The organism is Bradyrhizobium sp. USDA 4541 (assembly GCF_024171085.1).
GTDB lineage: Bacteria > Pseudomonadota > Alphaproteobacteria > Rhizobiales > Xanthobacteraceae > Bradyrhizobium > Bradyrhizobium australafricanum.
Map to the genome: position 1 here is coordinate 6,158,835 of NZ_JALJZF010000001.1, position 25,826 is coordinate 6,184,660.

The 25,826-nt window shown below is 64.4% G+C and carries 29 protein-coding genes; 10 read left to right on the forward strand and 19 right to left on the reverse strand.

All coding sequences use genetic code 11. The features are described 5' to 3' along the window. Positions 1 to 4: 4 nt before the first annotated feature. The 3 genes from J2R80_RS29325 to J2R80_RS29335 form a co-directional block, all read right to left on the reverse strand. Positions 5 to 1,645 (reverse strand): acyl-CoA synthetase, encoded by a 1,641-nt coding sequence (locus J2R80_RS29325; RefSeq protein ID WP_253590297.1) that lies wholly within the window; start codon positions 1,643 to 1,645, stop codon positions 5 to 7. Positions 1,646 to 1,855: 210 nt separating this feature from the next. Continuing rightward, the gene (locus J2R80_RS29330) at positions 1,856 to 2,257 is read right to left on the reverse strand and encodes an SPW repeat protein (RefSeq protein ID WP_057018520.1); all 402 of its coding nucleotides are present in this window, start codon (positions 2,255 to 2,257) and stop codon (positions 1,856 to 1,858) included. Between the two features lie 180 nt (positions 2,258 to 2,437). Next, complete coding sequence (locus J2R80_RS29335; protein ID WP_253639848.1) at positions 2,438 to 3,382, reverse strand: tetratricopeptide repeat protein; 945 nt, start codon at positions 3,380 to 3,382, stop codon at positions 2,438 to 2,440. Between the two features lie 97 nt (positions 3,383 to 3,479). Here J2R80_RS29335 and J2R80_RS29340 point away from each other — a divergent pair, with 97 nt between their 5' ends. Further along, positions 3,480 to 3,752 (forward strand): GNAT family N-acetyltransferase, encoded by a 273-nt coding sequence (locus J2R80_RS29340; protein ID WP_050384345.1) that lies wholly within the window; start codon positions 3,480 to 3,482, stop codon positions 3,750 to 3,752. 11 nt (positions 3,753 to 3,763) lie between these two features. Here J2R80_RS29340 and J2R80_RS29345 read toward each other — a convergent pair whose 3' ends face one another. Together J2R80_RS29345 and J2R80_RS29350 are read right to left on the reverse strand one after the other, a co-directional pair. Further along, positions 3,764 to 4,555, reverse strand: coding sequence for a fumarylacetoacetate hydrolase family protein (locus tag J2R80_RS29345; RefSeq protein ID WP_141340426.1), 792 nt, complete (start codon positions 4,553 to 4,555; stop codon positions 3,764 to 3,766). A 100-nt stretch (positions 4,556 to 4,655) separates the two neighbouring features. Next, positions 4,656 to 5,069 (reverse strand): DUF3597 domain-containing protein, encoded by a 414-nt coding sequence (locus J2R80_RS29350; RefSeq protein WP_253590298.1) that lies wholly within the window; start codon positions 5,067 to 5,069, stop codon positions 4,656 to 4,658. A gap of 288 nt (positions 5,070 to 5,357) precedes the next feature. Between J2R80_RS29350 and J2R80_RS29355 the strand changes: the two genes are divergently transcribed. From J2R80_RS29355 to J2R80_RS29365, 3 genes are all read left to right on the forward strand, one after another. Then, positions 5,358 to 6,269, forward strand: coding sequence for a DUF2189 domain-containing protein (locus tag J2R80_RS29355; RefSeq protein ID WP_057018609.1), 912 nt, complete (start codon positions 5,358 to 5,360; stop codon positions 6,267 to 6,269). Between the two features lie 82 nt (positions 6,270 to 6,351). After that, entirely contained in the window at positions 6,352 to 6,492 is a 141-nt protein-coding gene (locus J2R80_RS29360) for a hypothetical protein (protein ID WP_156436338.1), read from the forward strand. A 7-nt stretch (positions 6,493 to 6,499) separates the two neighbouring features. Continuing rightward, complete coding sequence (locus tag J2R80_RS29365) at positions 6,500 to 7,315, forward strand: lytic transglycosylase domain-containing protein (protein ID WP_057018524.1); 816 nt, start codon at positions 6,500 to 6,502, stop codon at positions 7,313 to 7,315. A gap of 145 nt (positions 7,316 to 7,460) precedes the next feature. Here J2R80_RS29365 and J2R80_RS29370 read toward each other — a convergent pair whose 3' ends face one another. After that, the gene (locus J2R80_RS29370) at positions 7,461 to 7,745 is read right to left on the reverse strand and encodes a hypothetical protein (RefSeq protein ID WP_057018525.1); all 285 of its coding nucleotides are present in this window, start codon (positions 7,743 to 7,745) and stop codon (positions 7,461 to 7,463) included. Between the two features lie 722 nt (positions 7,746 to 8,467). Between J2R80_RS29370 and J2R80_RS29375 the strand changes: the two genes are divergently transcribed. From J2R80_RS29375 to J2R80_RS29390, 4 genes are all read left to right on the forward strand, one after another. Continuing rightward, positions 8,468 to 8,620 (forward strand): DUF1127 domain-containing protein, encoded by a 153-nt coding sequence (locus J2R80_RS29375; RefSeq protein WP_016846063.1) that lies wholly within the window; start codon positions 8,468 to 8,470, stop codon positions 8,618 to 8,620. Positions 8,621 to 8,730: 110 nt separating this feature from the next. Beyond that, positions 8,731 to 10,164, forward strand: a complete 1,434-nt coding sequence (gene trmFO, locus J2R80_RS29380; RefSeq protein ID WP_253590299.1) for a methylenetetrahydrofolate--tRNA-(uracil(54)-C(5))-methyltransferase (FADH(2)-oxidizing) TrmFO — start codon at positions 8,731 to 8,733, stop codon at positions 10,162 to 10,164. A 5-nt stretch (positions 10,165 to 10,169) separates the two neighbouring features. Next, positions 10,170 to 11,273 carry a serine/threonine protein kinase gene (locus J2R80_RS29385; RefSeq protein WP_253590300.1) on the forward strand — a complete coding sequence of 368 codons (1,104 nt, stop codon included), beginning with the start codon at positions 10,170 to 10,172 and terminating at the stop codon, positions 11,271 to 11,273. An 87-nt stretch (positions 11,274 to 11,360) separates the two neighbouring features. Continuing rightward, positions 11,361 to 11,645 carry a DUF1488 family protein gene (locus tag J2R80_RS29390; RefSeq protein WP_168858625.1) on the forward strand — a complete coding sequence of 95 codons (285 nt, stop codon included), beginning with the start codon at positions 11,361 to 11,363 and terminating at the stop codon, positions 11,643 to 11,645. On the opposite strand, the gene J2R80_RS29395 is transcribed toward J2R80_RS29390, so the two are convergent. Genes J2R80_RS29395 through yajC form a run of 5 tightly spaced genes read right to left on the reverse strand, consistent with a single transcriptional unit; the run spans position 11,642 to position 15,934 of the window. Next, positions 11,642 to 12,505 (reverse strand): phytoene/squalene synthase family protein, encoded by an 864-nt coding sequence (locus J2R80_RS29395; RefSeq protein WP_253639849.1) that lies wholly within the window; start codon positions 12,503 to 12,505, stop codon positions 11,642 to 11,644. The genes J2R80_RS29390 and J2R80_RS29395 overlap by 4 nt on opposite strands. After that, positions 12,502 to 12,885, reverse strand: a complete 384-nt coding sequence (locus J2R80_RS29400) for an Mth938-like domain-containing protein (RefSeq protein ID WP_018271534.1) — start codon at positions 12,883 to 12,885, stop codon at positions 12,502 to 12,504. The genes J2R80_RS29395 and J2R80_RS29400 overlap by 4 nt, the downstream gene beginning before the upstream one ends. A 6-nt stretch (positions 12,886 to 12,891) precedes the next feature. Continuing rightward, positions 12,892 to 13,926, reverse strand: a complete 1,035-nt coding sequence (secF, locus tag J2R80_RS29405) for a protein translocase subunit SecF (protein ID WP_141340432.1) — start codon at positions 13,924 to 13,926, stop codon at positions 12,892 to 12,894. Positions 13,927 to 13,936: 10 nt separating this feature from the next. Next, positions 13,937 to 15,538 carry a protein translocase subunit SecD gene (gene secD / locus J2R80_RS29410; protein ID WP_057018530.1) on the reverse strand — a complete coding sequence of 534 codons (1,602 nt, stop codon included), beginning with the start codon at positions 15,536 to 15,538 and terminating at the stop codon, positions 13,937 to 13,939. Between the two features lie 39 nt (positions 15,539 to 15,577). Next, complete coding sequence (gene yajC / locus J2R80_RS29415) at positions 15,578 to 15,934, reverse strand: preprotein translocase subunit YajC (RefSeq protein WP_026192737.1); 357 nt, start codon at positions 15,932 to 15,934, stop codon at positions 15,578 to 15,580. Between the two features lie 190 nt (positions 15,935 to 16,124). On the opposite strand from yajC, the gene J2R80_RS29420 reads away from it, so the two are divergent. Further along, positions 16,125 to 17,108 (forward strand): ATP-binding protein, encoded by a 984-nt coding sequence (locus J2R80_RS29420; protein WP_253639850.1) that lies wholly within the window; start codon positions 16,125 to 16,127, stop codon positions 17,106 to 17,108. A gap of 241 nt (positions 17,109 to 17,349) precedes the next feature. Here J2R80_RS29420 and J2R80_RS29425 read toward each other — a convergent pair whose 3' ends face one another. Further along, positions 17,350 to 18,741 carry a LysM peptidoglycan-binding domain-containing M23 family metallopeptidase gene (locus J2R80_RS29425; protein WP_076828627.1) on the reverse strand — a complete coding sequence of 464 codons (1,392 nt, stop codon included), beginning with the start codon at positions 18,739 to 18,741 and terminating at the stop codon, positions 17,350 to 17,352. Between the two features lie 110 nt (positions 18,742 to 18,851). Continuing rightward, positions 18,852 to 19,508, reverse strand: a complete 657-nt coding sequence (locus tag J2R80_RS29430; RefSeq protein WP_057018533.1) for a protein-L-isoaspartate(D-aspartate) O-methyltransferase — start codon at positions 19,506 to 19,508, stop codon at positions 18,852 to 18,854. Between the two features lie 536 nt (positions 19,509 to 20,044). Here J2R80_RS29430 and J2R80_RS29435 point away from each other — a divergent pair. Further along, positions 20,045 to 20,422, forward strand: coding sequence for a response regulator (locus J2R80_RS29435; RefSeq protein WP_026192734.1), 378 nt, complete (start codon positions 20,045 to 20,047; stop codon positions 20,420 to 20,422). A gap of 108 nt (positions 20,423 to 20,530) precedes the next feature. On the opposite strand, the gene surE is transcribed toward J2R80_RS29435, so the two are convergent. The 6 genes from surE to J2R80_RS29465 all read right to left on the reverse strand — a co-directional run bounded on the left by surE (position 20,531) and on the right by J2R80_RS29465 (position 25,664). Beyond that, the gene (surE, locus tag J2R80_RS29440) at positions 20,531 to 21,298 is read right to left on the reverse strand and encodes a 5'/3'-nucleotidase SurE (protein ID WP_028332131.1); all 768 of its coding nucleotides are present in this window, start codon (positions 21,296 to 21,298) and stop codon (positions 20,531 to 20,533) included. 79 nt (positions 21,299 to 21,377) lie between these two features. Next, on the reverse strand, positions 21,378 to 22,406 hold the full coding sequence (locus J2R80_RS29445; RefSeq protein WP_253639851.1) for a hypothetical protein: 1,029 nt from the start codon (positions 22,404 to 22,406) through the stop codon (positions 21,378 to 21,380). Positions 22,407 to 22,419: 13 nt separating this feature from the next. Continuing rightward, a complete protein-coding gene (gene serS, locus J2R80_RS29450; RefSeq protein WP_253639852.1) occupies positions 22,420 to 23,751 on the reverse strand; it encodes a serine--tRNA ligase in 1,332 nt (443 codons plus the stop codon). A 203-nt stretch (positions 23,752 to 23,954) separates the two neighbouring features. Further along, a complete protein-coding gene (gene tatC, locus J2R80_RS29455) occupies positions 23,955 to 24,752 on the reverse strand; it encodes a twin-arginine translocase subunit TatC (protein ID WP_253639853.1) in 798 nt (265 codons plus the stop codon). Then, positions 24,749 to 25,270 (reverse strand): Sec-independent protein translocase protein TatB, encoded by a 522-nt coding sequence (tatB, locus tag J2R80_RS29460; RefSeq protein ID WP_253639854.1) that lies wholly within the window; start codon positions 25,268 to 25,270, stop codon positions 24,749 to 24,751. The genes tatC and tatB overlap by 4 nt, the downstream gene beginning before the upstream one ends. A 160-nt stretch (positions 25,271 to 25,430) precedes the next feature. Then, a complete protein-coding gene (locus J2R80_RS29465) occupies positions 25,431 to 25,664 on the reverse strand; it encodes a twin-arginine translocase TatA/TatE family subunit (protein ID WP_057018537.1) in 234 nt (77 codons plus the stop codon). Positions 25,665 to 25,826: the final 162 nt, after the last annotated feature.

The window sequence follows — 25,826 nt, forward strand, 5'->3', positions numbered from 1 at the left end:
CGCCTCACGCTCCCGTCGATTTGGCGATCACCTCGAGCAATCCGCGCGCCTCGAGTTCGTCGCGGATCAGCCGCTTCGGCACCTTGCCGTAGCCGGACTTCGGCAGCGCCTCCCAGAAGAAGAAGCGTTTCGGCATCTTGTAGCGCGGCACTTTTGGCGCGAGATAGGCGGCAAGCTCCGCCTCCGCGACCGCCTCGGCGCCCTCGCGCGCGACGCAGACGGCGACGCCGACCTCGCCCCAGAAGGGATCGGGTACGCCGAGCACCGCGACCTCGCCGACCGCGGGATGGGTCAAGAGCTTCTCCTCGATCTCGCGCGGATAGATGTTGGAGCCGCCCGAGATGTACATGTCGGAGGCACGGCCGGTGATGTAGACGAAGCCCTCCTCGTCCATGTGGCCGAGGTCGCCGGTGCGGAACCAGCCGCCGCGAAACGCCTTCGCATTGGCCTCGGGGTTGTCGTAGTAGCCCGCGAACACGCCGGGACCGATCACGCAGATCTCGCCGGTCTCGTGCACTTTCAGCTCGCTTCCATCGTCGCCCTGGATCGAGACCTGCATCCCGGTGCGCTCGAAGCCGCAGGTGCCGATCCGCGCATGCGGCCCGTCCTCTGGATCGTGCAGGCCGGGCGGCAGCACGGTGATGTTGCCGGTGACCTCGCCGAGACCGAAATACTGCACCAGCACGGTGCCGAGCTTGTTCAGCGCCGCCTTCTGGTCCTCGCGATACATCGGCGCGCCGGCGTAGATGATGTAGCGCAGCGAGGAATGGTCGTGCTGGTCGGCGGCGGGATGCTCGACCATCATCTTCAGGATGGTCGGCACCGTGAACATGTTGCTGACGCGATGCTTGGCGATCAGCCGGAAGGCTTCGGCGATGTCGAACTTCTCCGACGGCAGCAGGATGGTCGGCACGCCGCGCGCGGTCTGCACCAATTGATGTACGCCGGCGCCATGCGACAGCGGCGCCACCACCAGCGAGGCGTCCTCTTCCGTGGTGCCGGGCATCAAGTCGGCGAGATGGTTGGTGATGACGAAGGCCATCTGGCCATGGGTCAAGACCGCGGCCTTGGAGCGGCCGGTGGTGCCGGAGGTGAAGAAGAACCAGCAGGGATCGTCATAGTCGACGGCAACGTTCTCGACCACAGCGCCGGCGTGCTTGGCGATGACGTCGCCGAGCGTCGCCTCGCCGAACGTGCCCTCCTCCCCAATCCGCCAGACGAATTCGAGCGCGGGATTGGCGGCCGCCTTGGCATGTTCGGGGAAGTCGGCGTGGCACAGAAACGCCTTGGCGCCGGAGGCCGCCGCGAGATAGGCGACCTCGTCCGGCATCAGGCGGAAATTGGTCGGCACCCAGACCGCGCCGAGCCGGAAGGCCGCGAACATCGACCAGAACATCTCGTCGCAGTTCTTGGAATGCACCAGGATGCGGTCGCCCTTGACGATGCCGCGCGCCGCCAATGCCGCCGCCAGCGCCGAGACGTTCTGGTCGATATGGCGCCAGGACCAGGCCTTCTCGTTCCAGATGAAGCCGGGGCGATCGCCGTGGCGGCGGGCGTTCTGGGTCAGGATGTAGGCGAGGTTCATCACCCGGCGCGATACCCGCGCGATCCCGCCGCGCGGCGCGGCAGCAGCCGTCCCGCTCATTGCCGCCCCGCCGATACGCACAACAGACAGGGCAAGGTCAGGACGATCATCGGGTGTTTCCTCGGTCAGAACCGGGCGTCTTCAAGCGCCGCAAGGGATTGGTACCGCCCGGTTTATCGCCAAGCCGCCGCCTTCGGCAAGGCCCGCCGGGCGCGGCCCGATGATACCGCGCGCCGGCGGCGGTCAACCCGTTGTTTTCTGCCCAGCCCGCTACTGCGGGTGCTTGGCGAGTTCCTGCTCGCTCAGGTTCCAGTCCTGCCACAGCTGCAACGCGCCTATAAAGGCGACCAGCGCGCCGAGCAGGATGTGCCAGAACTGCAGCGCGTGGTCCTCGGCGTAACCAAAGACCATGGGCGATGCCATCAGCCAGAGACCGAGCAGGATGCTGGCCACCTCCTCCCAGCGGTGCAGCGCGACATATTCGAGCTGGGCGATGCCGAGCACCAGCATGCCGACGATGAAGCTGTTGAGGACGAGGTGGCTGCGCTCGATATCGACGGCGCCGCTCACCTGCATCGGAAACCAGGGCGAGACCATGATCAGCACGCCGAGCAGCATGCCGAGCCAGTCCTCCCAGGGACGGTGTGTGTTGAAGAAACGATTGTCCGACATGACGAACCTCCTCCGACAAGAGGCATACGTCGGCGGCCGGCTCCGCCACTCCGTACCAGACGACCATCCAGCCGCATCAGGGGCGTATGTCTGTCATCAAACGTAATCGAACTGCATCCATCCGCAAGGCCCGTCCCGCGTATGTGCGACACGGCAGGCGCGATCGTTGCCGGCAAGATGTCACCGCGCTCCGCCGAGCCGCGCCAGCGCTCCCTTGGCGCTCTGCAAATCGGGCTGCAGCTCGAGCGCCTTGCGGAAATCGGCCGCCGCGCCCTTCTTGTCGCCGAGCCGCAGCTTGGCCTGGCCGCGATTATTCCAGGAATAGACGTCGTTCGGATCGTATTGCAGCGCCTTGTCGTAATCGGCGAGCCCGCCCTTGTTGTCACCCTGAAAGAGACGGATCATGCCGCGGTTGCGCCAGCCGCGCGCATTGGTCGGCGCGATCCTCGCCGCCTCGCCATAGTCAGCGGCGGCGCGATCGAGCTGCTCGGTATCGCGATAGACATTGCCGCGATTGATGTAGGCGAGCACGTTGGGCTCGAGCTTGATCTCGGTGGTGAAGTCGGCGATCGCATGCGCCGCGTCGCGCTTGCGGTAGTAGACGAAGCCACGATTGCCATAGGCGGTGGCGAGCTGCGGATTGTATTTGATGGCGAGGCTGAGATCGGCCAGCGCGCGGTCGAGATCGCCCTTGTTGAGCCAGGCGTCGCCGCGATTGTTGTAGGCCAGCGCAAATGCCGGATCGATGCGGATCGCCTCTTCGTAATCGGCAATCGCATGATCGAGATCGCGCTTGAAGGCGTAGACGCGGCCGCGATTGGTATAGGCGCAGGCGTAGGCGGGATCGAGCTTGATGGCCTCGTTGAGGTCGGCGAGCGCTGCATCGAGCTCGCGCTTCTCGGTCAGCCCATGGCCGCGATTGCAATAGGCCCCGGCCAGCCGCTTGCCGGTCTCGGTCTTGCCGTCGATCACCGTGGTGCAGGCGGCCACGCGGTCGCCGGGCGCCGTCGTCAGGCCGACGCAGGTCTGCCAGCTCGGATCGTCGCCGGCGGCGGCTTGCGGCGGGTCTGGAAGCGTCAACGCGGCGCCGAGCAACACGGCGGTCAGGCAGGCCAAAATGCGCATATCGTCAATCCACAAATGCTTTGCGGGTTGGTCGCGGCTTTGCATCGGCGGGTTCACACGCTTACATCAGGGCCTGCGAATCAACCGGGATTTTGCGATGGCCGCCGTCCGCGACAACAGGGACCAAAACCGCTTCGAACTCGACACCGAGGGCGGCCTCGCTTTTGCGAACTACCGGCGGACGCCCGCGGCCGTCATCATCACCCATACCGAGACACCGCGCGCCCTGCGCGGCCGCGGCATCGCATCGGAGCTGGTCAAGGGTGCGCTGGATCTGATCCGCGCCGACGGCCGCAAGGTGATCGCCGGCTGCGGTTTCGTGGTGGATTACCTCAACAAGCATCCGGAATACGCGGACCTTGCAGGTTAGAGCCCTGCCCCTCAGACGATCTTGATCGACATATCGGGCAGGCCCTCGAGCTTGCACAGCAACACGTCGCCCTTGACGACCGGGCCGACATTCTCCGGCGTGCCGGAATAGATGATGTCGCCGGCCTTCAGCTCGAAGGCCTCGGAAAGCTTCGCGATCTGCTCGGCGACGCTCCAGATCATGTTCTTCAGATCCGAGCTCTGCCGCACCGTGCCGTTGACCGCGAGCGATATCGCACCTTGCGTGAAGTGGCCGGTCTTATCAGCCGGATGGATCGGCCCCAGCACTGCGGCATGATCAAAGCTCTTGCCGATCTCCCACGGCTTCTTTTCCGCCGCCATGCCGTTCTGCAAATCGCGCCGCGTCATGTCGAGGCCGAGCGCGTAGCCATAGACGTGGTCGAGCGCCTTGTCGGCTGGGATGTTGGTGCCGCCGGATTTCAACGCGGCGACCAGCTCGACCTCATGGTGATAGTTCTTGGTCAGCGACGGATAGGGATGATCGGCGACCGTGCCGATCGCGACATTCTGGATCGCGTCGGTCGGTTTCTGGAAGAAGAACGGCGGCTCGCGGGTCGGATCGGAGCCGCGCTCGATCGCATGCGCCGCGTAGTTGCGGCCGATGCAGTAGATGCGGCGGACCTGGAACACTTCGCTGGCGCCAACGATCGGGATCGTCACCGCCGGTACCGGAAACATCGCCTTCGACGCGGTCTCGGCATGGGCCGGCGCGGATTGCGCGGCGGCGCCGGCCAGTGCGAGGGCGCCGGTCGCAAGCATCGTCCGGCGATCGAGATCAGTCATGAGCGTTCTCCTTCTTGTTCGCCGATCTATAGATGCTCGCCGATCCATAAAAAGGCCCGCGCTGGCGCGGGCCCTGGCCGTGTGCGGGATGATGATCCGCTCAGTGCTTGATGTCCGGGGGCAGCTTGCCGCCATTGGCCGCGAGCTTCGTCATCACCTGCTTGTGCAGCCAGATGTTCATGCTGGCGGAATCGCTGGTGTCGCCGGAGTAGCCGAGCTCCTTGGCGAGCTCCTTGCGCGCCGACAGGCTGGAGTCGATGTCGAGCGCCTTCATCAGGTCGACGATCGAGGTGCGCCATTCGAGCTTCTCGCCCTTCGCGGCCACCGCCTTGTCGAGAATGGGGGCGACGTCAACGGACTGCGCGGGCGCTGCGCCGGCCGGCACCGTTGCAGGAGACGACGATGCACTGCCGGATCCACCGGCGGGAGCTGCGCTTGTGGCCGATCCGCCTGCGGGCGCGGCGCTGGCGCTGCTACCGAAGATCGCGCCCATGATTTTTCCGAAAATGCTCATCGTTCGCTCCCAAGACTGTTGAGATGTGAAAGCCAGACGGCGCTGGGACGCCTGACCGCGGTCGCAGTTGAAGTCTATAGCCCCCTCCATAGCTTGCCAATGCGACATTCACTTAAGCGTGAGTGCTTTTGCCACGGTTTGGGAGTAGCCTTGCCGAACAGTTCGCGACACGGCCAGTTCCCTGCTCTGTCTTTCGCGTCTGGCTTGCTCGTGATCGCTTCGAGAGGCGGCAGGTTTGTGCCCGCGTGCCGGGCGCCAGATGCGACCGCCCAGAGGGAGACAACGACCATGGCCACGTCATACCAAGGCAATGTCAGTTCGATGACGCAGAGCGGACAAGGCGCCGCGTCTGCGCCGGTCATCCGCACCATCGGCTTGTCCGATTTGCATCATGCGCTGCGGCTCGGCTGGGAAGACTTCAAGGCGGTGCCAAGTCACGCCATCGTCCTCTGCCTGATCTATCCGGTGCTCGGCCTCGTGCTTGCGCGCACCGTGCACGGCTATTCCGTGCTGCCCCTGCTGTTTCCGCTGGCCGCGGGCTTTGCCCTGCTCGGCCCGTTTGCCGCCATCGGCCTCTACGAAATGAGCCGCCGCCGCGAGGACGGCGGGGAAGCATCTGCGTGGGATGCCATGGAGGTATTCCGCTCACCGTCATTCGGCGCGATGCTTGGGGTCGGAACGCTGCTTTTCGCACTGTTCGTGACTTGGATCGCCACCGCCCAGGCCATCTACACGGCGGTGTTCGGCTATGAGACCGCGGCCAACATTCCCGATTTTGCCGCGCGCGTGCTGACCACCCAGCAAGGCTGGTGGCTTGTCGTGGTCGGCTGCGGCGTCGGCTTCCTGTTCGCGCTCGTCGCGCTTTGCATCAGCGTGATCGCCTTCCCCATGATGCTCGACCGCCAGGCGACCGCCGGCGAAGCCATGGTGACGTCGATGCGCGCCGTCGCACAGAACCCGGTGCCGATGGCGGCCTGGGGCCTGATCGTCGCGGTGCTGCTGGTGCTGGGCACGATCCCGTTCTTCCTCGGGCTTGCCGTGGTGATCCCGCTGCTTGGTCACGCCACCTGGCATCTCTATCGCGAGGTCATCGTCAAGGATCCGAATGCGCGGCCGGTGATCCCCGAACCGCGCGAGCGCAAGCCCGCCGCGGACTTCCCGGCCAACCTGTTTCCGTGGCGGCGCAGCGATCGCGGCTAAGCGCCGCTAACCGGATTCGTAAACGTCAAAGCAACCGCCGGCCGATATGTTCGGCCGGCGGTTTGTCGTTCAGGATCGTCAAATGGGTGTGAAACTGGCGTGGCATTTGCAGCGCGGCCTGAGAAAAAGCGGCTCGGTCACGAGCCTTGTTTTGGCCGCTGTTGCCGCGAACATACCCGCCGCCTTGCGCGACCAATCGATGACATCGCAGACTCCGGAGTGAATTGCCTATGACCTCTCGCTCTTGCTTTCGTACGCTCGCCATCGGCGCGTGGCTCCTGACCTCGACAGCATCGGCGCTGGCCGCTCAATGCGGCACGGGCACGTTCGAATCCTGGCTCGACGATTTCAAGAAAGAGGCTGCGACGAAGGGCATTTCGCAGAACGCGATCCAGGCCGGGCTGGCTGGCGTCACGCAGGACAAGGCGATCCTCGCCCGCGACCATTCGCAGCAGGTTTTCAGCCAGACCTTCGAGCAATTCTCGAGCCGCATGGTGCCGCCGCGGCTCAATCGCGGCTCCGACATGATGAAGCGCTACGGCTCGGTGCTGTCGCGAATCGAGGAGGCCTACGGCGTACCGGGCGAAATCCTGGTCGCGATCTGGGGACTGGAGACCGATTTCGGCGTCAACACCGGAAAGTTTCCGACCATACGTTCACTGGCGACGCTCGCCTATGATTGCCGCCGCTCCGACATGTTCAAGGCCGAGTTGATGGATGCCTTGCGCATCGTCGAGCGCGGCGATCTGCCGCCGCAGGAGATGCGCGGCGCCTGGGCCGGCGAGATCGGCCAGACTCAATTCATGCCGTCGTCCTACATCAAGTTTGCGGTCGACTTTGACGGCAACGGCAAGCGCGACCTCCTGCACAACGTGCCCGACGTGCTGGCGTCGACGGCGAACTACCTGAAGAGCTATGGCTGGAAGAAGGGCAAGGGCTGGGAGCCCGGCAGCGAGAATTTTGCGGTGATCCAGCAGTGGAACAAGAGCGAGGTCTACGCCAAGACGATCGGCTACTTCGCCACCCAGCTCGCCAAGGCTCCGTAGCGCTTTCACACCAGCTCGCGTGGCGCAGCGGGCCAAGGACGAGGCCACCCTTCTGCTCTGACTAGATCAAAGCCGGTCCAGCTACGGATGAATCAAAAAGGGCCGACTGCCCCAGGCAATCGGCCCCTATCGCCAAGATCAAAACCTACTTCGCCATGCTGGCTTCGGCAGCCTTGCTGAGATGCGCGCCGCAAGCACCCCACTGGTTGTTCAGCATCGCGTCCTGAGCGAGCGAGACTTCCTTCTCCGCCGCGAATTTGACCTCATTGTCAGCCATAGCTTCGACTGCAGCTTCGGTCTTGCCGAGATTGGCACCGCTGCAGCCGAGGCCCGCGTGATGACGATGCGCGGCCTGAGCGGGAGCGACAGCGTAGGCAACGGCAGCCACGGTGGCTGCTGCGATCAATGTCTTAATCATGGGATGATCCATCTGTTGTTCTTGGACAGATCCCAGCGTGATTGCGGAATCTGCGGAACGATTATTCGCTGTTCCCGACACCGTTCAGAATGAACTTCGCGCGATACAAACGTGATGAGCGCTGCGCGCGCATCGCGCATGCGTTGCATAGTGTTTTGATTACATGTCGGTAAGGAAGCGGCGCCGCAATAGCTTTGCTCGACGCGTTCACTTCAATCGAGCTGCACTTCCGATAATCAGCAGCGCGCTCGCGCGGCAGGCGAAAATCTGAGCGGGCGGGAAGGCCGAACTACCTCCGAGGTCAATGCGACTGATTGACGCTGCGTCCGCCTAGGTGCCAACCCTATCATGCTATGAATATTAAATCATTCATACAGCAATATTCCGCATGCGAATCACGCATGGAACACGCCGCCGTGATCTGGCGTCAGCCGAGCGCCATCCCTTGACCGAACGGTCTGTAATTACCATATGAACGGCGTAGTTCAAGTCACCGCCATTCTTCTAACTCACTGATCTCAAGAAGATTTTGACGCCGTCGCCCGGCTCTGCGGAACTTTGGTCCACTGGACCTGGCTCGATGCGCCAAACGGTTAACCGGAACTTACCGCCGCTATGCGTTTTGAGCTTAGCTGCATCGCAACATCGGAACTACCGCACTGCACTATATCATCTATATTCACTTCAACGATGAGGCTTTTGAAAAGCTGAATCTGAATTACTAGGAGACTACCATGTTGCTCTCGCTCATCCGCATGATCCAGGCTTTCCGGGATTATCAGCGCAATGTCAGCGAACTGTCCCAGCTCAGCGATCGTGAACTCGCCGATATCGGCCTCGACCGCTCGGACATTCCGCGCGTTGCCGCCGGCACCTACAACGGCTAATCGGCCGCAAGCCATCTGCTAAACGGATAACGCCCGCTTCCACAGCGGGCGTTGTCGTTTGTGGTGCGGTTTCAGATGCATATGAGATCAAAACGCGCTAACGCTGCGCGATGACACCGCATCAATCCCCTTCCCAACCCGTGCACATCGTGGGCGCGGGGCTCGCCGGCTCGGAAGCCGCCTGGCAGGTCGCCAATGCCGGCGTCCGCGCCGTGCTGCACGAAATGCGCCCGCACCGGATGACCGAGGCGCATCGGACCGAAGGCTGCGCCGAACTGGTCTGCTCGAACTCCTTCCGCTCCGACGATGCCGCCAACAACGCGGTCGGGCTGCTGCACGCGGAGATGCGGCGGCTGGGCTCCCTGATCATGCGCTCGGCCGACGCCAACCAGGTGCCCGCCGGCGGCGCGCTGGCGGTCGACCGCGACGGCTTTTCGGCCGCCGTCACCAAGGCGCTCAACGAACATCCGCTGATCGAGATCAGCCGCGAGGAAGTCGCAGGGCTGCCGCCGGCCGACTGGAGCAACATCATCGTCGCGACCGGCCCCCTCACCTCGGCACCGCTTGCCGACGCCATCAGGCTTCTGACCGACGAGAGCGCGCTGGCATTCTTCGACGCGATCGCGCCGATCGTGCACAAGGATTCCATCGACATGTCGGTGGCCTGGTTTCAGTCGCGCTACGACAAGGTCGGCCCCGGCGGCACCGGTGCCGACTACATCAACTGCCCGATGACGAAGGAGCATTATGACGCCTTCGTCGCGGCGCTGCTCGACGGCGAGAAGGTCGACTTCAAGGACTGGGAGACCAACACGCCCTATTTCGACGGCTGCCTGCCGGTCGAGGTGATGGCCGAGCGCGGTCACGAGACGCTGCGCCACGGGCCGATGAAGCCGGTGGGATTGACCAATCCGCACAACCCGACCGTCAAGCCGTATGCGATCGTCCAGCTGCGGCAGGACAACAAGCTCGGCACGCTCTACAACATCGTCGGCTTCCAGACCAAGCTGAAGCACGGCGCGCAGCAGCGCGTGTTCCGCACGATCCCCGGCCTCGAGAACGCGGAGTTCGCCCGCCTCGGCGGCCTGCATCGCAACACCTTCCTGAATTCGCCGAAGCTGCTCGACGGGCAACTACGTCTGCGCGCGCAGCCGCGGCTGCGCTTCGCCGGGCAGATGACGGGCTGCGAGGGTTACGTCGAGTCGGCCAGCGTCGGCCTGATCGCCGGCCTTTGTGCCGCCGCCGACATGCGCGGTGCCGCGCTGACGCCGCCGCCGGCGACGACCGCGCTCGGCGCGCTGCTCGGCCACATCACCGGCGGCCACATCGAAACGATCGAGGCCGGTTCGCGCTCGTTCCAGCCGATGAACATCAATTTCGGTCTGTTCCCGCCGCTGGCCAGTGCGCCGACCAAGAAGCCGGACGGCTCGCGGCTGCGCGGCAACGAGAAGACCGTCGCCAAAAAGCAGGCGATCAGCGCGCGCGCGCTCGCCGATCTCGACCACTGGATCGCAGAGCATCTGCGCGTTGCGGCAGCGGCCTGACAGTCATGAGCTTGCCGAAAGACGATGACGCCACCCTGTCGGTGCGGTGGAGCCAGGGCGTGCTGCTCAAGCGCGACGTGTTCTCGACCGTCGAGCGCGGCCGCTTCCGCGTCGCTGACGGCGAGGTCGACGGCGTGTTGCGCCGGCTCGATCAGGTGCCGTTCTGGTCGTTCGCCCTGGCGCTGCATCTGTTCTCCCGCGAGCGCCGCGCGCTGACCTTGGCGCGCGATCTCGACGTCGGGCCGAAGCTGTTGTGGGCCGGCCGTCGCGCGCTGGTGCGTGGCTTCATCGACGGCGCGGCGCTGCATCTGGCGAAGCCGCACGGCGACGTCGCCTATTTTCGTTCCGCCAAGGCCGCGTTGCGCAAGCTGCATCGCGCCGGCATCTGCCACAACGATCTCGCCAAGGAGCAGAACTGGCTGGTCGGCCGCGATGGCCGCGCCTACCTCACCGACTTCCAGCTTGCCGCCTGCTTCAAGACCCGCAGCCGACTGTTCCGCATCGCCGCCTATGAGGATCTGCGGCATCTGTTGAAGCACAAGCGCAGCTACGCGCCGGAGGCGTTGACGCCGAAAGAGCGCAAGGTGCTCGCAAAGAAGTCCGCGGTCGCCAGCATCTGGCTCAAGACCGGCAAGAAGGTCTATCAGGCGATCACGCGCGGCATCTTCAATTTCACCGACCGCGAAGGCGGCGGCCGGAGGCTGGTCAACGACGCCCCGGTATTGATCGATCTGATCCGCAAGAATCCGCAGGTGCGCGACACCGCGATCGTCGCCTTTGCCGACCGGCGCGTCGGCGTCGGACTCTACGCCTTCGTCGAGGCGGACCAGTCCGCGCTGGAAAAGACGCTGCGCAACGAGCTTACCGCGGCCAGGGGCGTCAAGCCGCCCGAACACATCCAGATCGTGCACGCGCTGCCGCGCGATGCCGCCGGCAAGCCGCGCACCGAAATCCTGCAGCTCGTCGCCATGAACCAGATCGACTTGATCGAGCCGATGATGCGCAGCGACGCCGATCGCGAGTTCCTCAAGGACATCCTCGAGCAACGCAAGAATCTCCGCGACCGCTTCAATTTTGAAGTCGCCGAGATGGACCGGCCGGCGGGTTAGAGCGCGCTTGTCGGCGCGTGGCCCTCGACAAACGTGGCGCGAAGCTTCACTCTTTGCGAGGGGTAGCGCGCTCAAGGAACAAGTTTAATGCCACTCACCCGTGGCCGGATCGGGGGATACGATTCCGAACGACTGGCGTTCGGATTCACCATGATGAACGGCGACCAGGAAATCGAATGCCAGATCAGCGACGCCGCACTGGACGAGTTGGCCGGCACGCGTGGAACGGCGAGCATGGCGCGGCAAGCCCAGTTCGTTGCGCTGCGCGACGCGGTCGAACAGATCGCATCCGACATCTATGACAGCGGCCCGATGGTCAAGGGCAGAACGATCCGGATCTTCACCAAGCACATCCCGAAAGAGCAGAGCTAGCGACCGAACTCCTCCGTGCGCGCGGCTCGCCACAACGTCCAGAGTGTGCGCAGGCGTGAAACCGGCTTCGGCAGGAACGGGTCGTAGTCCTCCCTCCTCGCCCGGTTCAGCTCGCGCCTGACATGGGCGAGCGGCAGGAAGATCGGCCTCACGCCGGACGGGACATCCGCAAGCAGCCCGAATGCGGTCTTGAGATGGCCCTGGGCCTCGTCCGCAAGCTGATCGATGGCGGCACGGATGTTCGGCGTCACCTTGCCGGCAAACACCTCCTCCTTGCTGCCGCCGTTCTGCTGCAGCAGCTGTAACGGCAGAAACAGCTGATGCCGTGAGGCGTCGCGGCCGAGCGAAGCGATGACTTGCGCGATGCCCTGGGCAAGACCCGCATGACGGGCCAGATGATCAATCGCGTCCGACGGCCGCGCCACCACGCGCGTCGCCTGCGAGAACAGCACTGAGGACGTGGCGTCGAGATAGCCCTCGAGCGCGGTCAGCGACGGCATCGGGTCGTTGTAGAGATCGAACTGGTGCTCCTCGACCAGCCGGGAGAATGGCGAGACCGGCAGACGGTGATTGCGGATCGTGTGCAGCAGTTCTGCCGCGACCGGATTGCCCTCGACGCCGCCATGGCCCGCGCCGGCCAGCATGTCGGTCCACCATTGCAGCCGCATCTCGCCGGGCAGCGGCTGGCTGACCTGCTCGTGCACGCGCGAGACCTCGATGTTGAAGGCGTAGATCGCAAGCATCGCGCGCCGTTCCGGACCCGGCAGGAACAGGGTCGACGCGTAGCGCACGAAGTCATGGCTCCGCACCAGATCGGCGCAGAAGGCCGCGCCGTCCTTCGGCGCCTCCGTCGCGCTCATGGCACCGCGATCAGCGCCGCCGCGACGCGACGCCGCTCGCCCAGCATGATGTTGTAGGTGCGGATCGCAGGTCCCGTCTGCATCGGATCGAGCACCACCCGCACGGCCCGCAGGGCCTCGCGCAGGCCCTTCGGCGGGACCCAGACGTCGGTGCCGGTGCCGACGATCAGCGTGTCGATCGCATTGGCGGCCGCGAACACCTTTTGCAGCGAGTATTCGTCGATCTCCTGCGGCCTGGTGACCGGCCAGGCCCAGATCGAGTCAGGCAGGCACAAGAGCGAGCCGCGGTGCGACATATCGGCAAACGCGAAGCCGCCCTTGCCGTAGGCCTCGATCGGCGCCGACCTCGGAAGATGGGGAGCGTCCGAGGAGTTGCTCATGACCGGCTACTTCTTGGCTGCCGCCGTGTCCGGCTTCTTGGCCGGCGCGTCCTGCGCCGCGTCTCCACCCCGCGTGGTGTGAACACCGAGATAGATCAAAATCGGCGCCGCGATAAAGATCGATGTGTAGGTGCCGACCAGCACCACGCCGAACATCATGACCGCGGTGAAGCTGTGGATCGCCTGGCCGCCGAACAGCAGCAGCGCGAGCAAAGCCAGCGTCACGGTGACGTGGGTGATGATCGAGCGCGACAGCGTCGAATTGATCGATTCGTTCAGCAGCTGCGGCATCGGCATCTTCTTGTAGCGCCGCAGCATCTCGCGGATACGGTCGTAGATGACAACGGTATCGTTGAGCGAATAACCGAGAATCGTCAGCAGCGCCGCGATGCTGGTGAGGTCGAAATCGACCTGGGTGATCGACATGAAGCCGATCGTGAGCACGATGTCGTGGACGTTGGCGATCATGGCGCCGAGCGCGAACTGCCATTCGAACCGGAACCAGAGGTAGATCAGGATGCCCATGATCGCGAACATCAGGCCGATCATGCCGTAGGCCAGCAGTTCGCCGGAGACGCGCGGTCCCACCACCTCGACGCGACGGTAATCGACGGATTCGCCGAGCGCGCCGCGCACTTTCGTCACCGCATCCTGCTGCGCCTTGTCGCCGCCGGGCTGCTCGGCGACGCGGATCAGGACTTCCGCCGGACCGCCGAACTGCTGAAGCTGCACCTCGCCGAGGCCAAGGCCGTTCAAGGTGGTGCGCATCGCGGCGATGTCGGCGGTGCCGGATTTCGCCTGCACCTCCAGCAGCGTGCCGCCCTTGAAGTCGATGCCGAAATTCAGGCCGTGGGTGAAGAACAGCGTGATGGCAAGGATCGAGAGCAGCGCCGAGATCGGGAAGCTGATGCGGCGAAAGCGGGTGAAGTCGAAATGGGTGTCGTCCGGCACGATGCGCAGCGGCGGCAGCAGGCCGAGCGCCGCCACCACGGTCAGGACGGCGATCAGAATGCCAAGGCCAATGAGAACGGTATGAGTCACAACAGGCCTCTCAGATCGGCACGGTTTGCGGCCGCTTCCACCGCACCCAGCCGGCGACGATCAGGCGCGTCAGGGTAAAGGCGGTGAACACCGTGGTGATGATGCCGATGCCGAGCGTCACGGCAAAGCCGCGGACCGGTCCGGTGCCGATGTAGAACAGCACGGCGGCGGCGATGAAGGTGGTGATGTTGGAGTCGAGGATGGTCGCCAATGCCCGCTTGAAGCCGGCGTCGATCGCCGAGATCGCGTTGCGGCCGCCGCGCAGTTCCTCGCGGATGCGCTCGTAGATCAGCACGTTGGAGTCGACCGCGATGCCGACGGTGAGCACGATGCCGGCGATGCCCGGCAACGTCAGCGTGGCGTTGAGCAGCGACAGCAGTCCGAAGATCATGGCGACGTTGATCGCCACCGCGATGTTGGCGAACACGCCGAACAGCCGATAGGTGATCAGCATGAACACGATGACCAGGATCGAGCCGACATAGGCCGCGAGCTCGCCCTTCTCGATCGAGTCCTGTCCGAGGCCGGGACCGACGGTGCGCTCCTCGATCACGGTCAGCGGCGCCGGCAGCGCGCCGGCGCGCATCAGGATCGCCAGATCGTTGGCCGACTGCACGGTGAAGCTGCCGGAGATCTGGCCCTGTCCGCCGGTGATCGGCTCACGGATCACGGGTGCCGAGATCACCTTGTTGTCGAGCACGATCGCAAACGGCTGGCCGACATTTTCGGCGGTCGCCTGGGCAAATTTGCGCGCGCCCGACGTATTGAACTTGAAGCTGACGATCGCCTCGCCGGTGCGCTGGTCAAAGCCGGGCTGGGCATCGGAGAGCTCGCCTCCGGAAACCAGAACCTGTTTCTTGACGACATACGGAACCGGCGGCGGTGACGCGCTCATCAAGAGCTCGGAGTCCGGTGGCAGGCGGCCCTGCTGGGCCTGGTCCGGCGACACCGAGCTGTCGACCATGCGGAATTCCATCTTGGCGGTCTTGCCGAGCAGCTCCTTCAGGCGGGTCGGATCCTGCAGGCCCGGCACCTGGACCAGGATGCGGTCGGTGCCCTGACGCTGGATCACCGGCTCGACCGTGCCGAGCTCGTTGACGCGCCGTTCGACGATCTGGATCGATTGCTCGATGGTCTGCCGGATGCGCTCGGTGATCGCGGCCTGCGGGACCGTCAGGCGGATCAGGCCGCCGCCGGCGTCGGCAACCTCGAGGCTGCGCTGGCCGCTGGAGCCGAGCAGGCCGCCGAGCGGCTGCGACAGCTCGCGGAGCTTCGATAGCGCCGTCGCCTGGTCGCCTTCCCTGGAGATGCGGACTTCCACCGCGTCGTTGCGCGTGTTGAGGCCGGTGTAGCCGATCTTGGCTTCACGAAGCACCTTCCGGACATCGTCGCGGATCTGGTCGAGCTTCTCCTTCTTCACGTAGTTGGAGTCGACTTCGAGCAGCAGATAGGAGCCGCCCTGCAAATCGAGGCCGAGGACCAGGCGCCGCTGCGCCCAGGCCGGCCAGGTCTTCACCTGCGCTTCGGGGAAGAAATTGGGCACGGCGCACAGGCAGACCACCAGCGCTGTCAGGATAATCCCCAGCGCTCGCCACCGCGTGAAATACAACATCGAGTTGACCCGTCAGATTCCAAAAAGGCGCCGCGGCAATCAGCTCGCGGACGCCTCGTCCTTGGCGTCGCCCTTCGCCGGCTCACCCTTGGTACGCACACCCGAGATCATCTGGCGCATCTGGCGCACGCGAACGCCGTCCGAAATCTCGAACTCGATCTGGTCGTCGTCGACCACCTTGGTCACCTTGCCGACCAGGCCGCCCGAGGTCACCACGGTGTCGCCGCGGCGGATGTTCTTCACGAGGTCCGCATGGTCGCGCACCTTCTTCTGCTGCGGGCGCAGAATCAGGAAGTACATGATGACGAAGATCAGCGCGAATGGCAGCAGCGACATCAACATGCTGTTGGTGTCACCAGTCGCTCCAGCCTGGGCAAACGCAGGAGTAATCAGCATTCGGACGATCCTCGGATAAGACGGGAAAGAACCGGCAGCGCCCTCGGATTCGGGGCGGTATGGCGGTCCGGACAAATTCGCGCGGACTATAGCGGCCGCGGTCCCAATTGCAACGTTAACGGACCTTCATTTAGGGCGCTTGCGGGACCGCCGCCAGCCCGATAAGGCTGCGCCGTCAGGAACTGGACAAATGCCGAAAAAAGCCAAGAAAACGACCAGTAAAACAACCCGCAAAACCACCCCCAAGGCTGCCGCCAAGCGCGCTGAAAACGCCGCGACAAAACGCCCGGTAACGGCGCTCGACGGCGCAGCGGCCGAGCGGATCGCGAACGCCCTGGAGGTCATCGCCAGCCGCCTCGCGGGCGCCTCCCCGGCCCACGATCCGGCCGAGACCTTCGGCGCCGCGGACGCCTTTGTCTGGCATCCGGACGGGCGCCTCGCCCCGGTGCCGCGCGTCAGCCGCGTCGAGATCGGCCTGCTCAAGGGCGTCGACCGGATGCGCGATATCCTGATGGAGAACACCGAGCGCTTCGCCGACGGCCTGCCCGCCAACAATGCGCTGCTCTGGGGCGCCCGCGGCATGGGCAAGTCGTCGCTGGTCAAGGCCACCCATGCCAGCATCAATCTCGACCGCAAGCCGGCCGACCGGCTGAAGCTGATCGAGATCCACCGCGAGGACATCGAGAGCCTGCCCGGCCTGATGGAGCTGCTGCGCAGCTCCTCCTTCCGCTTCATCGTGTTCTGCGACGACCTCTCGTTCGACGGCAACGATGCCTCATACAAGTCGCTGAAGGCCGTGCTGGAAGGCGGCATCGAGGGGCGCCCCGACAACGTCATCCTCTACGCGACCTCGAACCGGCGGCATCTGCTGGCGCGCGAGATGATCGAGAACGAACGCTCGACCGCGATCAATCCCGGCGAAGCGGTCGAGGAAAAGGTGTCGCTGTCGGACCGCTTCGGCCTCTGGCTCGGCTTCCACCGCTGCAGCCAGGACGAATACCTCGCGATGGTGAAGGGCTATTGCGACCATTACGGCATCAAGATCGCCGAGGACGAACTCGAGCGCGAGGCGCTCGAATGGTCGACCACCCGCGGCTCGCGCTCGGGCCGCGTCGCCTGGCAGTACACGCAGGAGCTCGCAGGCCGGCTCGGTGTGCGGCTTAGTGGCAATTAACAGGAATGGGAGGCATAGCTCTTCCGTCATCGCCTGTGTAGCCCGGATGGAGCGCAGCGCAATCCGGGATCGGTGCACGCCGCGGGTGAGCTCCCGGATTTCGCTTCGCTCCATCCGGGCTACGCGGCTGAGCGGCAAGTAATCGTCGCAGCAATCGTCAAAACAAAGCGGGGGAGGCTTGCGCCACCCCCGCTGTCTTTGTTGTGAGACTTGGAAGTCCCTTGAAGTCCCGACGCGTAGCTTACGCGCCGTTGAGGAACTGGAGCGGATCGACCGGCGACGATCCCTTGCGGATCTCGAAGTGGAGCTGCGGCGAACCCGCCTCGCCGGACTGGCCCGACTTGGCAATTACCTGACCGCGCTTGATGGTATCGCCGCGCTTCACCAGGATTTCGCTCGCATGGGCGTAGGCTGTGACGTAGCCGTTGGAATGGCGAACCAGCACGAGATTGCCGTAGCCCTTCAGCTCATTGCCCGAATAGGCGACGACGCCGTCTTCGGCCGCTTTCACCGGCGTGCCCTCGGGCACCGCGACGTTGATGCCGTCATTGACCTTGCCGTTGGTCTTCGAGCCGTAGGCGGTGATGACCTTGCCGCGCACCGGCCAGCGGAAGGTCGGCAACGCGCCGGTGGCCTCGCTCGACTTGGTGACGACGGGCGCTTCAGCGGCGGCCGCCGGCTGCTCGACCGTCGCGGTTGGCTGGACCAGCCGCGCGCTCTGCTGCGGCAACGCGGTTGCAACAACCTTCGGGGCCGCGACCGCCGGCGCCGGAGCCACGGCAGCAACCGGCGCGGCGGCAACAGGTTGCGCAACGGGCGCGGGTGCCGCCATCGCCGTCTTGGCGCCGGGCACCACGAGCTTCATGCCGAGGCTCAGCCGGGCCGACTGGTCGAGGTTGTTGGCGCGGGCGAGCTCGGCCACCGGGATGTGGTGCTGACGCGCGATGCTGTGCAGCGTGTCGCCGCGATTGACATAGTGGACGCCGGCGGGCGCGGCTGCCACGGCGACAGGGCGCGCGGCCGGTGCGGCCATTGCCGGCGCCGCGGCCGATGCGGTCGGACGCGGAATGACCAGCTGCTGGCCGGGCGACAGTGCGCGCGGTCCCTTGTAGCCGTTGGCGCGCAGGATCTCGGCGGTCGAGACGTTGTAGCGGCGTGCCAGCACTTCCAGCGTATCGCTGGTGCCGACGATGATGGTGGTGCCGTTGTGCCCGGCAGGGGCTGCGGCGACCGAATGCGGAACGGTGCCGGTGGATTCGATCTGCGGACGCGCGGGCGGCGGCGTGTAGGACGAGACCCCGCGCCCTCCTCCGGAGACGCCGGCATTGCCATTGGCGACCGGATAGGACTGCGGCGCCGCTGCGACCGGCGGCGGCAGCGGCTGTGACTGGTATTGCGAATACTGCGGTTGCGTTCGCGGCCGCGCGTATTGCGGCAACTCGCGCGGCGGCGGCGCCTGCTGCACGGTGCCGGTCGGCTGCGGATCAAACGCAAACGGATTTTGCGAGTAGGAGTTTTGCGAGAAGCGCGACGACATATCGGCGCTGCAACCGGCAAAAGCCATGGACATCAGCGTCAGCACCGCAACCTGCGGTACGCGACGCGAGCGAAGCAACTCAACAACCCCAGACATGGTTACTCACTCGTACGCAACAAAAGACTGTTTTGAGTAAACACGCACCGAGTAAATAACCGCTTAACCCTGCGAATAAGGCGTTGGTGCCAAGCAGCAAATCGCCAAATTTACAATTCGCGCGCGATTCCCGGCAACGCCGGCACAAAGCGGACGTCGACCAATTCCTTGCGGTCGAAGCGGTTCTCGGTCCGCACCACGCGGACGAGGGTCTGGATACCCTGATGCGGCCCGACCGGGGCGATCAGGATGCCGCCGGGTTCGAGCCGCTCCAAGAGCTTCTCCGGGATCTGCTCCATCGCCGCGGTGACGATGATGCGGTCGAAGTCGCCTGCCCCGGCCGGAACGTCGAAGCCGTCCCCGAGCAGCACCTCGATATTGTAATAACCCAGCTTTTCGAGGCGCTTGCGGGCGCCGTCGGCCAGCGTCCGGTAGCGCTCGATGGTCAGCACCTGCTTGCACAACCGGGACAGCACGGCCGCCTGATAGCCCGAACCGGTGCCGATTTCGAGCACGCGATGGTCCTTCTGCAGTTTCAACTGCTCGGTCATGTAGGCCACGACGAAAGGCTGGCTGATGGTCTGCCCACAGGCGATCGCAAGCGCGCTGTCGCGATAGGCCTCGTTGCGGTCGCGCGGATCGACGAAGACCTCGCGCGGCACCTCCTCCATCGTACGCAGCACCGCCTGATCGCTCACCCCACGCCGCCGCAGGGTCAGCTGAAACATCATCTTCTCGGTCGGATCGGGGTTCACGGCCATGTTCATCAGCGTCTCTGGGCGGCAGCGCGGAATCTTGCCCTCTAGTGTGCTGAATGCGAAGTTCGTGCGATTTCGCGGCAGCCACTTTCACGAACTTCGCATTCATAAAGCACACTAGAATCATAAATTTGCTAGTGTCCTTATCGAATCCGAAGTTCGCTCCGAAGGTGCGGCAAATGATGCGAACTTCGGATTCGGGACACTAGATGCCATTGAAATCCGAAATACCGCGTTAAGGAAAAATTTCCCGTCGCGTTTTGTTCCCGGCCAGGAACCATCGCCAGATTTGGCATTGGCGCCGGCCCGGCCCCCTCACATATAATTGGCGGCGATGCGCAGTTAACGTCTGGGTGGCGCAGATCAGGGCGCTCGTAGGGTCAACACACCTCGCTGGCTGTTGGGCAAATCTTGCGCAGCAAAGCCCGCCAGCGCGATGCGGAAAACGCTGTGGCGCGCCGGAAAAGGACCAATTCCCGAACGTTTGCATTGCGCGCTGTAATGTTATTTGCGAGCCTGATTCAGGGAAGGGCAAGGATTCCATCATGACAGCGATACGGCCGGCGGGCTGTTCAGTTTTCCTCGTAGAGGACGAGGTCATGATCCGGATGATGGTCGCCGATATGCTGGAGGAACTCGGCCATAGCGTTGCGGCCGAGGCCGGCGAGATCGGCGAAGCGGTCAAGCTTGCGCAATCGACCGAATTCGACCTCGCGATCCTCGACGTCAACGTCAATGGCAAGGTGATCACCCCGGTCGCCGAACTGATCAACGCCCGCAACCGCCCCTTCATCTTCGCGACCGGCTATGGCTCGTCCGGCCTGCCTCCGGAGTATCGCGACCGTCCGGCGCTGCAAAAGCCCTTCCAGCTGGAAACGCTGGCCCAGGTGATCTCCAGCGCGATGAAGGGCGCGCCGGTCTAGCCGCAAGTTGCGCGCGTAGCCCGGATGGAGCGAAGCGTAATCCGGGGACTTCACAATACGGGTTCCGGATTTCGCTTCGCTCCATCCGGGCTACAGATTCCCCGAGGATTACTTCAGCGTATCAATCAGCGTTTCCGAAAATGCTTCATCGGTGCGGTCGAGCCGCAGCGGTGTGACCGAGACGTAGCGCGCCGCAAGCGCGGCGAGATCGGTGCCTTCGGCCGGCGCATCCATCATCGCCGCGCGCTCGAAGCCGATCCAGAAATACGGATTGCCGCGTCCGTCGTGACGGCGATCGATCTTCAGGAACCCCTGATTGCGCTTGCCCTGCCGCGTGATCCGGATGCCCTTGACGTCATCGGGCATGCAGGACGGGAAGTTGACGTTGATGACGGTGTTTCTGGGGACGCCGGCGCCGATCACCTTGCGAATGATGTCGGGTCCGAATTTCAGCGCGGTGTCCCACAGCGGCGCGTTGCGCGTCTCAATCGAGAATTCCTGCGACAGCGCGAATGACGGAAAGCCCAGAATGGTGCCTTCGAGCGCGCCGGCGATGGTGCCGGAATAGACCACGTCCTCGGCGACATTGCGGCCCTTGTTGACGCCGCTCAGCACGAGATCGGGCAGCTTGTCTCCGAGAATGTGGCGCGCGCCCATGATGACGCAATCGGTCGGCGTGCCGCGCACCGCGAAGTGACGCGGGCTGACTTCGCGCAGACGCAGCGGATCGTTGAGCGACAGCGAATGCGAGACGCCGGACTGATCGAGCTCGGGGGCAACGATCCAGACGTCGTCGGACAACGCGCGTGCGATCTGCTCGACGACCTGCAGGCCTGGAGCATGGATGCCGTCATCATTGGTGCAGAGAATTCGCATCCGTCAAAGTGCCTTTTGTTCCGATGCGGCGCGGGTATCTTACGCTGCGGCTTCTTGAGTTGACTGCCGTCTTAACCGGCTAGGGCCGCGGAGGCAAACCTGGCGATGGCCCGCGCCATCGTGCCGACGTCACGCGCCATGGACGGACAAATCGCGCGCTGCCGGCGATCTTGCGCTCGAACACCGGCCAGGCTGCTCTCGCCGGCCGCCGAACAACCGCGATCACGGGCGTTGGCCGCGGCGCCTCCGGCACTTTGACCCGTGGGGTCTGACGCAGTTCGGCCCCGAGCCCCCGGGACGCGACAGCTTCTGACCTTGGAGGCTCGGGCTTGGCAGGTTCAGGCTTTGCTTCAACCTTGGGAGCTTCAGATTTGAGAGCTTCAACCTTGGGAGCTTCAACCTTGGGCGGCTCAACCCTCCGAGCTTCCGGCCTGGCCGGCTCAAGAGCAATTGGTGCGGTTTGGCGAGGCTCAGGCTTGGGAGGCTTCGGAAGCTCCGATGTGGGGAGCTCGGACTTGATGGGATCGGCCGTGATGGGATCGGCCTTGGCCGGCGCGGTCGTGAGCGACTCACCCTTCGGAGCTTGTAACGCGCGAGACTCAGCCCTGGACGCTTCGGGGGCGACCGAAGCCGCCTGGGGGAGCTCGGACCGCGCCGGCTCGACCTTCCGAGGCTCAACCCCGAGCGGTTCGGGTTTGGGCGGCACCGGAGCGAGCGCTTCGCCCGGCGCCGTCGCAGCCGATTTCGATTTCAGCCTGGCCAGCAGCTCCTCGATCGAGGGCACCGATGTCGCGTCAAGCGGCGCGCGCGGCGCGGCCGGCGGCGTCGCCCGGACCGGCGGTGGCGGCGACGCAATCGGTGCAGGTGGTGGCGGCAGATCTGCCGGCGCCAATTGGGCGAACTTGCCGCGCGCGATCTCCAGCGCCTTGTCGAAGTCGGGCCTGTCGATCCAGGCCTTCGATTGCACCTCGGTCACGCGCGCGTCCCACAGGCGCGCGGCCTCGATGTCGTAATAGCCCATCTGCTTCTGATTGATCAGCTGCAGACCGTGGCCCGTGACGGCCCATTGTCGACCTAGCCAGTGGATGTCACGGTGCAGCGGCATCACACTGGCCCTCGCCTCACATGCCGTGCTCGATGACCTTGAGCCCGCCCATATAGGGCTGCAGCACATCGGGCACCGCGATCGAACCATCCTGCTGCTGATAAGTCTCCATGACGGCGATCAAGGCCCGCCCGACCGCCGTGCCGGAGCCATTCAGCGTATGCACGAAGCGCGGCTTGCCGTCGGGGCCGCGATAGCGCGCGTCCATGCGACGGGCCTGGAAATCGCCGCACACCGAGCAGCTCGAAATCTCGCGATAGGCGCCGCCATCGCCCTGCCCCGGCATCCACACTTCGATGTCGTAGGTCTTCTGCGCGGAGAAGCCCATATCGCCGGCGCACAGCGTCATTACGCGATAATGCAGGTCGAGCTTTTGCAGAACCTGCTCGGCGCAGGACAGCATGCGCTCGAGCTCATCCTTGCCGGCTTCCGGCGTCGTGATCGACACCAGCTCGACCTTTGTGAACTGGTGCTGGCGGATCATGCCGCGCGTATCGCGTCCCGCCGCGCCGGCTTCGGCACGGAAGCAAGGCGTCAGCGCGGTGAGCCGCATCGGCAGCTCCTTCTCGTCGAGGATGGATTCGCGCGCGAGGTTGGTCAGCGAGACTTCGGCGGTCGGGATCAGGCCGAGGCGCTCGCTGCGCAGATCGGCATTCGGCGACGCGAGCAATTCGCCCTTGATCGCCCAGAACTGGTCGTCCTCGAATTTCGGCAGCTGTCCGGTGCCGAACATCACGGCGTCGCGCACCAGCAGCGGCGGATTGATCTCGGTATAGCCATGCTCGCCGGTGTGCAGGTCGAGCATGAATTGGCCAATCGCGCGCTCGAGCCGCGCCAGCCCCTTCTTCAGCACGACGAAACGTGCGCCGGACAGTTTCGCCGCCGCCTCGAAATCCATATAGCCGAGCGCGGTGCCGAGATCGTCATGCAGCTTCGGCGCAAAGCCGTAGTCGCGCGTCTTGCCGTACACATGGTGCTGGACGTTGCCGTGCTCGTCGGTACCGTCGGGCACCTCGTCGAGCGGCAGGTTCGGAATCGACGACAGCTCTTTGGTCAGCTGTTCATCGGCCGTCTTCGCCGCCAACTCGAGCTCCGGCATCGTGGTCTTCAGCTCGGCGACTTCAGCCATCAGCTTGGCCGCGCGCGCCTCGTCCTTTGCCTTCTTGGCCTCGCCGATCTCCTTCGAGGCCGCATTGCGCCGCGCCTGGGCCTGCTCCGACGCCAGGATCGCCGCCCGCCGCTTCTCGTCGATCGCCAGCAGCGACGGCGACAGGGCCTCTAACCCGCGGCGCTTCAGGCCGGCGTCGAAGGCTGTCGGGTTGTCGCGGATCGCTTTGATGTCGTGCATAAGTCAGTCCTGGCAGGCTATGCGTAAGCAACCAACATTGCGTTGGCAAACTACGGTTCTGCAGTTCCACTACCACGACCGTCATCGTCAGCGAAAGCGGGTGATCCAGCATTCCAGAGACGTCGGCGTGTCACCGAGAAGCCGCGGCGTACGGGATACCCCGCTTTCGCGGGGTATGACACCGACTGTGAGGTGAAATCACCCTATTCGGCCGGATTGGTCGCCCCGGACGACGCATTCGAGGTCGCGGCCTTCTTCTCCACGATCCGGACCGCGATAATGGCGCCCTCGTAGAGCGCGAGCAGCGGGATCGCGAGCGAGGCCTGGCTCAGCACGTCGGGCGGCGTCAGCACGGCGGCGATGATGAAGGCGATCACGATGAAGTAGCGCCGCTTCTCCTTCAGCATCTTCGAGGTGACGACGCCGATGCGGCCGAGCAGCGTCAGGATCACGGGCAGCTGGAACGCGATGCCGAAGGCGAAGATCAGCGACATCATCAGCGATAGATATTCGCCGACCTTGGGCAGCAGCTGGATCTGCGCGGTCTCCGCGCCGCCGGCCTGCTGCATGCCGAGCGAGAACCGCACCAGCATCGGCAGCACAACGAAATAGACGAGCGCCGCGCCCATCACGAAGAACACCGGGGTGGCGATCAGATACGGCAGGAACGCGTTGCGCTCATGCCGGTAGAGACCGGGCGCGACGAATTTGTAGATCTGGGTGGCGACGATCGGAAACGAGATGAAGCCGGCGCCGAACAATGCGAGCTTCAGCTGGGTGATGAAATATTCCAGCAGCGCGGTGTAGATGAACTTCGAATTCTCCGGCCCCGCGATCCAGACGAACGGCCAGACCAGCACGTTGTAGATCTGCTTGGCGAAGAAGAAGCAGATGATGAAGGCCACGCCGAAGCCGAGCAGCGCCTTGATCAGCCGCGAGCGCAGCTCGATCAGGTGATCCATCAAGGGGGCCTTGCTGGCCTCGATGTCTTCGGCGCTCATGACGCCCTCGCGTCCTTGAGCGCGTCGGGCTGTACCGGCGTCACGTCCTGCGGCGCCGGCTCGGCCTTCACCTCATTGGTGATCGCAAGCGGCTGGCTGGCTGCCGCGTGCGCCTCGGCCTCGACGAAGGTTTCCGGCGTCGGCTCGGCGGGAGTCGTGGGCGTCACCGGTGTGTCACTTGACGCCACCGGTGCGTCGATTGCGGACGCGACCTGCGCATCGACCGGCTTGTCGATCTGCAGGGCGTCGCTGACGTCCTTCTGCAGCGAGGTCATAATGTTGCCGCTGGTGATGCCGGTTGCGGCCTCCTTGACCTCGTCAAAGCTCTTCTTGAGGTCGGCCATCTCGGCCTCGCGCATGGCCTCCTGGAACTGGCCCTGGAATTCGGAGGCCATCTTGCGGGCCTTGCCCATCCATTGCCCGACCATGCGCAGCACGCCCGGCAGTTCTTTCGGGCCGATGGCAATCAGCGCGACGACCGCGATGACGACCAGTTCACTCCACCCGATATCGAACATGAATTCTTCCGCCTAAGCGCGCCGCCATCGGCCCCACCGCTCCTAACAGGATCTGGGGCTGCCGGCGCCTTTTCTCAATCGGCGTCCATAGCGCGTCTGTGCGACGGCGTCACCGTTTCGCGCAAGAAAAAACGTCGAAATATGCGTCAGTACAAGCGCGTTAGACGGCTTTGCTGCCGACGTCCTGGCGCGTGGCCGACGGCGCCGCATTGTGATCGATCGACTTGGTGGGCTCGGTCTTCTCGGCGACCTTGTCGTCGTCCTGCATGCCCTTCTTGAAGGCCTTGATGCCTTGGGCAACGTCACCCATCAGATCAGAAATCTTGCCGCGTCCGAACAGCAGCAGGACCACTGCGATCACGACGATCCAGTGCCAAATGCTCAACGAACCCATCCTGCAACCCTCCAGAAATGGCCGGCGGACCGGCCTGAACTTTGCCGGAAGGTAGGCCCGCGGGGTGTCAAAAACAAGGACCTCGGCCGCGGCAAATCGCTGTCGCGGCTACGTAATATTGCTAGGCTTAACCGGGAATATTCAGGCTTATTCGCCCTTGTC

Excerpts from the sequence above, each read along its gene's own strand:
- J2R80_RS29325 (WP_253590297.1), bottom strand. The coding sequence starts at position 1,645 with ATGAGCGGGACGGCTGCTGCCGCGCCGCGCGGCGGGATCGCGCGGGTA.
- J2R80_RS29330 (WP_057018520.1), bottom strand. The coding sequence starts at position 2,257 with ATGTCGGACAATCGTTTCTTCAACACACACCGTCCCTGGGAGGACTGG.
- J2R80_RS29335 (WP_253639848.1), bottom strand. The coding sequence starts at position 3,382 with ATGCGCATTTTGGCCTGCCTGACCGCCGTGTTGCTCGGCGCCGCGTTG.
- J2R80_RS29340 (WP_050384345.1), top strand. The coding sequence starts at position 3,480 with ATGGCCGCCGTCCGCGACAACAGGGACCAAAACCGCTTCGAACTCGAC.
- J2R80_RS29345 (WP_141340426.1), bottom strand. The coding sequence starts at position 4,555 with ATGACTGATCTCGATCGCCGGACGATGCTTGCGACCGGCGCCCTCGCA.
- J2R80_RS29350 (WP_253590298.1), bottom strand. The coding sequence starts at position 5,069 with ATGAGCATTTTCGGAAAAATCATGGGCGCGATCTTCGGTAGCAGCGCC.
- J2R80_RS29355 (WP_057018609.1), top strand. The coding sequence starts at position 5,358 with ATGGCCACGTCATACCAAGGCAATGTCAGTTCGATGACGCAGAGCGGA.
- J2R80_RS29360 (WP_156436338.1), top strand. The coding sequence starts at position 6,352 with ATGGGTGTGAAACTGGCGTGGCATTTGCAGCGCGGCCTGAGAAAAAGC.
- J2R80_RS29365 (WP_057018524.1), top strand. The coding sequence starts at position 6,500 with ATGACCTCTCGCTCTTGCTTTCGTACGCTCGCCATCGGCGCGTGGCTC.
- J2R80_RS29370 (WP_057018525.1), bottom strand. The coding sequence starts at position 7,745 with ATGGATCATCCCATGATTAAGACATTGATCGCAGCAGCCACCGTGGCT.
- J2R80_RS29375 (WP_016846063.1), top strand. The coding sequence starts at position 8,468 with ATGTTGCTCTCGCTCATCCGCATGATCCAGGCTTTCCGGGATTATCAG.
- trmFO (WP_253590299.1), top strand. The coding sequence starts at position 8,731 with ATGACACCGCATCAATCCCCTTCCCAACCCGTGCACATCGTGGGCGCG.
- J2R80_RS29385 (WP_253590300.1), top strand. The coding sequence starts at position 10,170 with ATGAGCTTGCCGAAAGACGATGACGCCACCCTGTCGGTGCGGTGGAGC.
- J2R80_RS29390 (WP_168858625.1), top strand. The coding sequence starts at position 11,361 with ATGCCACTCACCCGTGGCCGGATCGGGGGATACGATTCCGAACGACTG.
- J2R80_RS29395 (WP_253639849.1), bottom strand. The coding sequence starts at position 12,505 with ATGAGCGCGACGGAGGCGCCGAAGGACGGCGCGGCCTTCTGCGCCGAT.
- J2R80_RS29400 (WP_018271534.1), bottom strand. The coding sequence starts at position 12,885 with ATGAGCAACTCCTCGGACGCTCCCCATCTTCCGAGGTCGGCGCCGATC.
- secD (WP_057018530.1), bottom strand. The coding sequence starts at position 15,538 with ATGTTGTATTTCACGCGGTGGCGAGCGCTGGGGATTATCCTGACAGCG.
- yajC (WP_026192737.1), bottom strand. The coding sequence starts at position 15,934 with ATGCTGATTACTCCTGCGTTTGCCCAGGCTGGAGCGACTGGTGACACC.
- J2R80_RS29420 (WP_253639850.1), top strand. The coding sequence starts at position 16,125 with ATGCCGAAAAAAGCCAAGAAAACGACCAGTAAAACAACCCGCAAAACC.
- J2R80_RS29425 (WP_076828627.1), bottom strand. The coding sequence starts at position 18,741 with ATGTCTGGGGTTGTTGAGTTGCTTCGCTCGCGTCGCGTACCGCAGGTT.
- J2R80_RS29430 (WP_057018533.1), bottom strand. The coding sequence starts at position 19,508 with ATGAACATGGCCGTGAACCCCGATCCGACCGAGAAGATGATGTTTCAG.
- J2R80_RS29435 (WP_026192734.1), top strand. The coding sequence starts at position 20,045 with ATGACAGCGATACGGCCGGCGGGCTGTTCAGTTTTCCTCGTAGAGGAC.
- surE (WP_028332131.1), bottom strand. The coding sequence starts at position 21,298 with ATGCGAATTCTCTGCACCAATGATGACGGCATCCATGCTCCAGGCCTG.
- serS (WP_253639852.1), bottom strand. The coding sequence starts at position 23,751 with ATGCACGACATCAAAGCGATCCGCGACAACCCGACAGCCTTCGACGCC.
- tatC (WP_253639853.1), bottom strand. The coding sequence starts at position 24,752 with ATGAGCGCCGAAGACATCGAGGCCAGCAAGGCCCCCTTGATGGATCAC.
- tatB (WP_253639854.1), bottom strand. The coding sequence starts at position 25,270 with ATGTTCGATATCGGGTGGAGTGAACTGGTCGTCATCGCGGTCGTCGCG.
- J2R80_RS29465 (WP_057018537.1), bottom strand. The coding sequence starts at position 25,664 with ATGGGTTCGTTGAGCATTTGGCACTGGATCGTCGTGATCGCAGTGGTC.